The organism is Aeromonas sp. PrichA-15, assembly GCF_017939245.1.
GTDB classification, from domain to species: Bacteria; Pseudomonadota; Gammaproteobacteria; order Enterobacterales; family Aeromonadaceae; genus Aeromonas; species Aeromonas caviae.
In genome coordinates this window covers 1-6,282 of sequence record NZ_JAGKRH010000240.1, presented here as the reverse complement: position 1 = coordinate 6,282, position 6,282 = coordinate 1, and the positions used below count along the sequence as shown (strand labels likewise).

10 protein-coding genes are annotated in these 6,282 nt (G+C 55.3%); all 10 read right to left on the bottom strand.

All coding sequences use genetic code 11. The features are described from left to right. Positions 1-380, bottom strand: a 380-nt coding sequence (locus tag J9889_RS20280) for a GTP-binding protein (RefSeq protein WP_210557887.1), incomplete at its 3' end; no start/stop codon positions are given. A 54-nt stretch (positions 381-434) separates the two neighbouring features. Then, positions 435-2,540 (bottom strand): elongation factor G, encoded by a 2,106-nt coding sequence (fusA, locus tag J9889_RS20275; protein WP_010675948.1) that lies wholly within the window; start codon positions 2,538-2,540, stop codon positions 435-437. A gap of 75 nt (positions 2,541-2,615) precedes the next feature. Next, positions 2,616-3,086 (bottom strand): 30S ribosomal protein S7, encoded by a 471-nt coding sequence (gene rpsG / locus J9889_RS20270; protein ID WP_010675949.1) that lies wholly within the window; start codon positions 3,084-3,086, stop codon positions 2,616-2,618. Between the two features lie 93 nt (positions 3,087-3,179). Then, positions 3,180-3,554: a 30S ribosomal protein S12 gene (gene rpsL / locus J9889_RS20265; protein WP_005306278.1), complete on the bottom strand. Its 375-nt coding sequence runs from the start codon at positions 3,552-3,554 to the stop codon at positions 3,180-3,182. A gap of 181 nt (positions 3,555-3,735) precedes the next feature. Further along, positions 3,736-4,014: a sulfurtransferase complex subunit TusB gene (gene tusB, locus J9889_RS20260; protein ID WP_029314859.1), complete on the bottom strand. Its 279-nt coding sequence runs from the start codon at positions 4,012-4,014 to the stop codon at positions 3,736-3,738. Between the two features lie 7 nt (positions 4,015-4,021). Next, positions 4,022-4,378 (bottom strand): sulfurtransferase complex subunit TusC, encoded by a 357-nt coding sequence (gene tusC, locus J9889_RS20255; RefSeq protein WP_029314860.1) that lies wholly within the window; start codon positions 4,376-4,378, stop codon positions 4,022-4,024. A gap of 9 nt (positions 4,379-4,387) precedes the next feature. After that, a complete protein-coding gene (gene tusD, locus J9889_RS20250) occupies positions 4,388-4,780 on the bottom strand; it encodes a sulfurtransferase complex subunit TusD (protein ID WP_042878457.1) in 393 nt (130 codons plus the stop codon). Between the two features lie 86 nt (positions 4,781-4,866). Beyond that, the gene (locus J9889_RS20245) at positions 4,867-5,247 is read right to left on the bottom strand and encodes a RidA family protein (RefSeq protein ID WP_010675953.1); all 381 of its coding nucleotides are present in this window, start codon (positions 5,245-5,247) and stop codon (positions 4,867-4,869) included. Between the two features lie 26 nt (positions 5,248-5,273). Then, on the bottom strand, positions 5,274-5,990 hold the full coding sequence (locus J9889_RS20240; protein WP_010675954.1) for a transcriptional regulator: 717 nt from the start codon (positions 5,988-5,990) through the stop codon (positions 5,274-5,276). A gap of 158 nt (positions 5,991-6,148) precedes the next feature. Next, a partial coding sequence (locus J9889_RS20235; RefSeq protein ID WP_162231338.1) for a transposase occupies positions 6,149-6,282 on the bottom strand: 134 nt, incomplete at its 5' end.

The following is a 6,282-nucleotide window of genomic DNA, read 5'->3' as shown; positions in this document are numbered from 1 at the left end:
CCTACCTGACGACCCAGCAGGATGTGCTCACGAGTCTGCGGCATCGGGCCGTCAGTCGCTGCTACTACCAGGATTGCGCCGTCCATCTGGGCAGCACCGGTGATCATGTTTTTAACGTAGTCGGCGTGACCCGGGCAATCTACGTGAGCGTAGTGGCGGGTAGCAGTGTCGTATTCTACGTGGGAGGTGTTGATGGTGATACCACGCTCACGCTCTTCCGGTGCCTTGTCGATCTGGTCGAAGGCGAAAGCTTTACCACCGAAGTGCTTGGCCAGCACGTTGGTGATGGCGGCGGTCAGGGTGGTTTTACCGTGGTCAACGTGGCCGATGGTGCCGACGTTTACGTGCGGTTTATTACGCTCAAATTTTTCTTTAGACACGACGTAGTCCTTCTAGGTTAAACCCGCCTACCGTCGTAGGCGGGGAATCTTAAATTACTTGGATTTGCGCTCTTCGATCACGGCCTGGGCGACGTTGGTCGGGGCATCGTGATACTTGGCGAATTCCATGGCGTAGGAAGCACGACCCTGGGTAGCAGAACGCAGGGAGGTGGCGTAACCGAACATTTCGGCCAGCGGCACCAGCGCACGTACGATCTTGCCGGACGGGCCATCTTCCATGCCTTCGATCAGGCCGCGACGACGGTTCAGGTCACCGATCACGTCGCCCATGTAGTCTTCCGGAGTCTCGACTTCGACCTTCATGATCGGTTCGAGCAGTACCGGGTTGGCCTTCATGAAGCCAGCCTTGAACGCCAGAGAAGCAGCGATCTTGAACGCCAGTTCGGAAGAGTCGACATCGTGGTAGGAACCGAAGTGCAGACGCACACCCAGATCCATTACCGGATAGCCTGCCAGCGGGCCGGACTTCAGCTGCTCGCGGATACCCTTGTCAACACCCGGGATGAATTCGCCCGGAATCACGCCACCCTTGATGTCGTTGACGAATTCGTAGGCTTTGCCTTCTTCCAGCGGGTACATGTCGATAACGACGTGACCGTACTGACCACGACCACCGGACTGCTTGGCATGCTTGCCTTCGATGTCCTTGACGGTGTTGCGGATGGTTTCACGGTAGGCAACCTGCGGCTTACCTACGTTGGCTTCTACCTTGAACTCGCGACGCATACGGTCAACGATGATGTCCAGGTGCAGCTCACCCATACCGGCGATGATGGTTTGGCCAGATTCTTCGTCGGTCCATACGCGGAAGGACGGATCTTCCTGAGCCAGACGGCCCAGAGCCAGACCCATCTTCTCCTGGTCAGCCTTGGATTTCGGCTCAACGGCGATGGAGATTACCGGCTCCGGGAATTCCATACGCTCCAGGATGATCGGTGCGCTTTCGTCACACAGGGTATCACCGGTGGTGACGTCCTTCAGGCCGATGGCAGCAGCGATGTCGCCTGCGCGAACTTCTTTGATCTCTTCACGCTTGTTGGCATGCATCTGAACGATACGGCCGAAACGCTCGCGCTTCTCTTTAACGGAGTTCAGCACGGAGTCACCGGAGTTGACCACACCGGAGTAAACACGGAAGAAGGTCAGGTTGCCCACGAACGGGTCGGTAGCAATCTTGAATGCCAGAGCAGAGAACGGCTCGTCATCGGAAGCGTGACGCTCGTCCTTGGTCTCGCCATCCAGCTTCAGACCGTCGATAGCAGCAACGTCGGTCGGAGCCGGCAGGTACTCGACCACGGCATCCAGCATGGCCTGTACGCCCTTGTTCTTGAACGCGGAGCCACAGGTAACCAGGATGATTTCGTTGTTCAGAACACGCTGACGCAGAGCTTTCTTGATCTCTTCTTCAGTCAGTTCTTCACCACCCAGGTATTTTTCCATCAGGTCTTCAGACGCTTCAGCAGCGGCTTCAACCAGGTTCATGCGCATTTCTTGCGCCTGTTCCAGCAGCTCGGCCGGGACGTCTTCGTAGTCGAAGGATACGCCCTGGTCAGCTTCGCTCCAGTTGATGGCTTTCATCTTGACCAGGTCGATAACGCCCTTGAAGTTCTCTTCGGAACCGATGTTCAATTGCAGAGGAACCGGGTTACCTTTCAGACGGGTCTTGATGTGCTCAACGCAGCGCAGGAAGTTGGCACCGGTACGGTCCATCTTGTTGACGAACGCGATACGGGGAACCTTGTACTTGTTAGCCTGACGCCATACGGTTTCAGACTGGGGCTGTACGCCACCTACGGCACAGTACACCATCACGGCGCCATCCAGAACACGCATGGAACGCTCTACTTCGATAGTAAAGTCAACGTGGCCCGGGGTATCGATGATGTTGATACGGTGCGGTTGGAACTGTTTACCCATACCGGACCAGAAAGCGGTGGTCGCGGCGGAGGTGATGGTGATACCACGCTCTTGTTCCTGTTCCATCCAGTCCATGGTGGCGGCGCCATCGTGAACTTCACCGATCTTGTGACTTACACCGGTGTAAAACAGAACGCGCTCGGTAGTAGTAGTCTTACCGGCGTCGATGTGAGCGGAGATACCGATATTACGATAACGCTCAATGGGGGTTGTACGAGCCATTGTCATCCTCTTACTAGGGCGCTTGTCCCCAGATAATTAAAGGTGCGCAGAGTCATAAGACCCTGCGCAAGCGGATTACCAGCGGAAGTGAGCGAAGGCCTTGTTCGCTTCAGCCATACGGTGAACGTCTTCACGTTTCTTGACAGACGAACCCTTATTGTCAGCGGCATCCAGCAGCTCGCCAGCCAAACGCTGAGCCATTGATTTTTCACCACGTTTACGAGCGGCATCAACCAACCAGCGCATTGCCAGAGCATTGCGACGTACCGGACGAACTTCTACCGGCACCTGATAGGTTGCACCACCGACGCGACGAGATTTAACCTCGACCGCCGGACGAATGTTGTCCAGAGCGACTTCGAACAGGGCCAGGTGCTCTTTGCCAGATTTGGTGGCAATGATGTCCAGGGCGCCATAAACGATGGCTTCTGCAACAGATTTCTTACCGTCAACCATTACTACGTTGACAAATTTAGCCAGCAGCTCAGATCCGAACTTGGGATCCGGCAGGATTTTACGCTGACCAACAACACGACGTCTTGGCATTTCAAATTCTCCGTAACTTCAGGGGTTACCCAAAACTAGAAAGTTATCTAACTAGAAACGAATTAACGTTTGGCCTTACTTAACGGAGAACCATTAAGCTTTCGGACGCTTCACGCCGTACTTGGAGCGAGCCTGCTTACGGTCTTTAACACCGGCACAGTCCAACGCACCACGAACGGTGTGATAACGAACACCTGGCAAGTCTTTTACACGACCGCCACGGATCAGAACAACAGAGTGCTCTTGCAGGTTGTGACCTTCACCACCGATGTAGGAGGTGACTTCGAAGCCGTTGGTCAGACGTACACGGCATACTTTACGCAGTGCAGAGTTAGGCTTCTTCGGGGTGGTGGTGTATACACGGGTGCATACGCCACGCTTCTGAGGGCACGCTTCCAGCGCCGGCACGTTGCTTTTCACAACGAGCTTGATGCGTGGCTTGCGAACCAACTGGTTAATAGTTGCCATCAAAAGGCTCCTGATAATGACTTCATAAACGTGTGAAAAATCCTCCCCGCAGATACGGGGACGCGAAATTTTATGCCCTGTTGTCTGGGGAGTCAAGATTTATACAATTTGCACACCGAAATGGCAAATGACAGTCGAATGACATTATGCTAAGCAACTGAGATAAAAAGGAAAAACAAGCCTAACCGCCCCAGGTCTGCGGTGATCCGTGCTCGACGATCAACCTGATCAAACCCGGCATATCGAGCTCCATCCCGATCCCGGATGACAAGCCTCTCGCTTGCAGGTCTTCCTTCATGACGTACAGGGGGACGTCTGCCAAGCGCTCGCACCACCCGGGGGCAGCAGCCGCCATCACGGCATCCTGCATCAACACCACCAGATCCCCTTCCATGCGGTAACGCAACGCCAACTCGAGATCCTGGCTCATGAAGGGAGAGTTCAATATCAGCTGTATCACGGGCACCTCAGAAGCAGATGTGGGTGGTGAAACCCGCCCAGCTACGGCGAATTTCCGCAGGAGAGAGCGGAATCACTGGGATTAGCAGATCCGCCGCCGTCAGTCCTCGCTCAGCCAGTGACACCGCACAGACATAGATCTCTTCGATGTCATACAGTTCCAGCATCTTGAAGGTCGGGGCGTAGTGACGCTGCAATATGGCGTGTGGTGATTGCTCCCTCACCAGTTGCATCACGCCATCCCCCACCAGAAAGAGTGCCAAGGACTCCGTCAATGCAGAGGTGGCCAGCAGAGCATCCAGCCCCTCCCGACCACTCGCCGAACCATGGGGACCACGCCGTGAGATAAACGCTATTCTGGTCATTTTGTCCCCCTAGAACTGAACGAAGCGATCAGCGATCAGTGCGGCTTCCGCCAACTGACCGAGCCCGCTCAGGCAGAATGGCGCTTCCAGATTGAAATGCTCCCGTCCCATTCCCTTGGCCTCCTGCTCATCCAGCACGCCACGGCGCATGGCCGCAGCCACACACACATCGATGCGGATACCCTGCTGGATGGCCAACTCGCGCCACAGTGCCACCAGGTCGGTCTCATCGCTGGCTGGCGCATGGAGGCCATTGGCATTGCACACCCCCTCCTGATAGAAGAAGAGGTGGGACAAGCGGTGTCCCTGCTCGACCAGACTCAGGGCAAAACGATAGGCCGTGCTGGCCGTCTGGGTGCCATAGGCGGGCCCGGTGACCAGCAGAGCAAAATTCAGACTCATGATCGCACTCCTGCACAACGGTGCATCCATTCTACCTCACAGACGCAAAAGCCCCTCCTGGGAGGGGCTTTTCCAATGAAACAGGCTCAGACGTAAGCGATGGCTTCGACTTCGACCAGTACATCCTTGGGCAGACGAGCAACTTCCACGCAGGAACGTGCCGGGGCGGACTCGCCAAAGTAGCGGGCATACACCTGGTTGAAGGCCACGAAGTTGTTCATGTCACTCAGGAAGCAGGTGGTCTTCAGTACCTTGCTGGTATCGGCCCCTGCGGCTTTCAAGACTGCGACCAGATTCTTCATCACCTGCTCTGCCTGAGCCTCGATGCCACCGGCAACGATGTCCATGGTGGCCGGATCGAGCGGGATCTGCCCGGAGGTAAAGACCAGCTCACCCAGCTTGGTAGCCTGGACATAAGGGCCAATTGCGGCAGGCGCCTTGTCGGTTGCAATCACTTCTTTAGCCATTGTTATCTATCCCCTATCTATGGCGCTTACTCGCTCTCTTCTTCACCCTGCTTGCGCTGTCGGATGTAGAGATACACGGTATGTTTGGAAATATTCAGCTTGTCGGCGACCAGGTTGATCGAATCCTTGATATCAAATATGCCCTTCTCGAACAACTGGGTCACGATAAAACGGTTCTTGGCATTGTTGGCCACGGAGGGATCACGATTGATCTCGTCGATGGTGTTGTCCACCGTCTGGGCAACCAGCTCTTCGACGCTGTTGGCGAAGGTCTCCGGTGATTGCCGCTCCACCTGCTGTGGTGTCGGGAAGAATTCGGCCACGAACTCGTGGAAAGGCGCATTGATGTGCAAATTGATGCAGATAAGGCCGATCACCTGCTTGTCGCGGTTACGGATGGCGATGGTGCTCGACTTCATCAAGGCACCGGTCCGACTGCGGGCAAAATAACTCTGGGTGTGATCCTGACCCGTGCTCTCGATGTCCTTGAGCATCCGCAGGGCGAGATCGGTGATCGGCGCCCCCAGAGTTCGACCCGTATTGAAACCATTCGCGATTTGGATCACGGACTCATGCAGATTTTCCAGGGAGTGGAGCACCACCTCGCAATGCTTGCCGAACAGATCGGCCAGGCCTTCGATAAGGCCCCCATATGAACGCAACAGCTCCCTGTCTTCGTCTGTAAAAGCGCGACCGCTCAGTTGCTCTTCGGGAAGCAGTACTTCCTCGATACCGACAGCCATGTTCTACCCCTGTAATACCCATTCAACTTTCCCGAGTTTTCAGTTGCGACGGGGCAATGTCAACTTTTTTTGATTTTTTGCTCTATAACCTTGCACTGGATCATCCCCCTGCCCCAGCCCAGTGCACGCTGGGCGCCGGATGGGAAATAAAAAAAGGTTCATCGCGGCTTTCCGGGGAAGGCCGCCTTGATTTTCAGAAAAAAGTATTCTGAGTCCCTAAATCCATATGCCATGCGCTTTATCACTTTGATCTTGTTGTTCACCCCTTCCAGCACACTCGTGTGCATCGGGT

Coding starts and splice junctions, on each gene's coding strand:
- fusA (WP_010675948.1), bottom strand. CDS start 2,540: ATGGCTCGTACAACCCCCATTGAGCGTTATCGTAATATCGGTATCTCC.
- rpsG (WP_010675949.1), bottom strand. CDS start 3,086: ATGCCAAGACGTCGTGTTGTTGGTCAGCGTAAAATCCTGCCGGATCCC.
- rpsL (WP_005306278.1), bottom strand. CDS start 3,554: ATGGCAACTATTAACCAGTTGGTTCGCAAGCCACGCATCAAGCTCGTT.
- tusC (WP_029314860.1), bottom strand. CDS start 4,378: ATGACCAGAATAGCGTTTATCTCACGGCGTGGTCCCCATGGTTCGGCG.
- tusD (WP_042878457.1), bottom strand. CDS start 4,780: ATGAGTCTGAATTTTGCTCTGCTGGTCACCGGGCCCGCCTATGGCACC.
- J9889_RS20245 (WP_010675953.1), bottom strand. CDS start 5,247: ATGGCTAAAGAAGTGATTGCAACCGACAAGGCGCCTGCCGCAATTGGC.
- J9889_RS20240 (WP_010675954.1), bottom strand. CDS start 5,990: ATGGCTGTCGGTATCGAGGAAGTACTGCTTCCCGAAGAGCAACTGAGC.